The organism is Streptomyces sp. NPDC037290, assembly GCF_055603245.1.
In genome coordinates, this window is sequence record NZ_JBVJVZ010000188.1 from 1 (window position 1) to 1085 (window position 1085).

A 1085-nucleotide genomic window follows, 5' to 3' on the forward strand; every position below is an offset into this window, starting at 1 on the left:
GTAAAGGAGTTCGCGGACGCCGCCGCCGAGGCCAAGGGCGTGAGGACGCTGCTCGAAGAGGGGTACGCGGCCTTCAAGAAGGCCAAGGGCGACCTCATCAACATCCGGGACCACGAGGTGGCCTTCCTGCCCGCCACGGCGGCCGTAGGCACCGCCGCCGTCCTCATTCCCTTGGCCACTGACACGGCCAGTGGTGCTATGGAGCAAGTCATCGGACAGGTGATCGGTGACGTTTCCGACAACTCGGTGGACGAGCACAAAGAGAAGGTCGAAGACCTCAACGAGGAAGAGAGGAAAAAGGTGTATTCCGCTGGTGAGAGCCTGGCGGAGTCGCCTATGCAGGAGTTCACTTCGTCCATCACCGGAGACGGGGACATCTGCCAGGTGTTCGCGAACGACGCAGCCCTGAGTGATCGACTGGAGGTGACCTGGGAGCTGACCGGCGGCCCGCCGAAGGGTGAACCTGCGTCGAAGTTCACGGTGCTCCGGATGGGGGAGCGTGCCCTGACCGCCGCGGACGCCGGTGCCGTCCAGTTCGCCTGCCGGAGTGGGAAGTTGTCCGGCTCCCTGCCGGCTCACATTGACATCGGCGTGGAGCGCTGGTCGCCCAAGGATCCCGAGGGAGACCCGGAGAAGCTGAAGGACGCCTACGCGACAGTGGCTCATTCCTTCGCCCTGGCCATGGCGAAGGAACTGGGCTGCGAGAATGACGGAGGGCTGGAGACGCGGCCCTCACTGGACCCCGCGTGATCCGGCCGCCCGGGCGAGGCGTTCTCGACGGTGCGGGCCGGAGCTGCGGGAGCTTCCACCGGTCAGCCGCCGAGCAGAGGCAGACCCCTGATGATGATGTCGCATAGGACGGGCCGGTTGACGGCCACCGCGGTGCTGGTCATCAGCGGCCTTCTCTCCGGATGTTCGGGAGGCGATGAACGCGCGGAATCACCCGATCGGTCACGGATGAGATGGGGTGCGTGACGCCTCCCGTCATTCCCTCCGCGCTCTCTGCCGCCACGTGAGCTGGAAACCCGCCCGGTACCGTGGCCGTTGACCAGGGGAGGTGCCCGGTGTGATCTCCGAGCCGGAGT

The 1085-nt window shown here is 66.2% G+C and carries 1 protein-coding gene; it reads left to right on the forward strand.

Annotated elements, in window-relative coordinates; genetic code table 11:
* On the forward strand, nucleotides 1-750 hold a 750-nt coding region (locus ACZ7HQ_RS45875; protein ID WP_471003685.1), incomplete at its 5' end, for a hypothetical protein.
* Between the last annotated feature and the right edge of the window lie 335 nt (nucleotides 751-1085).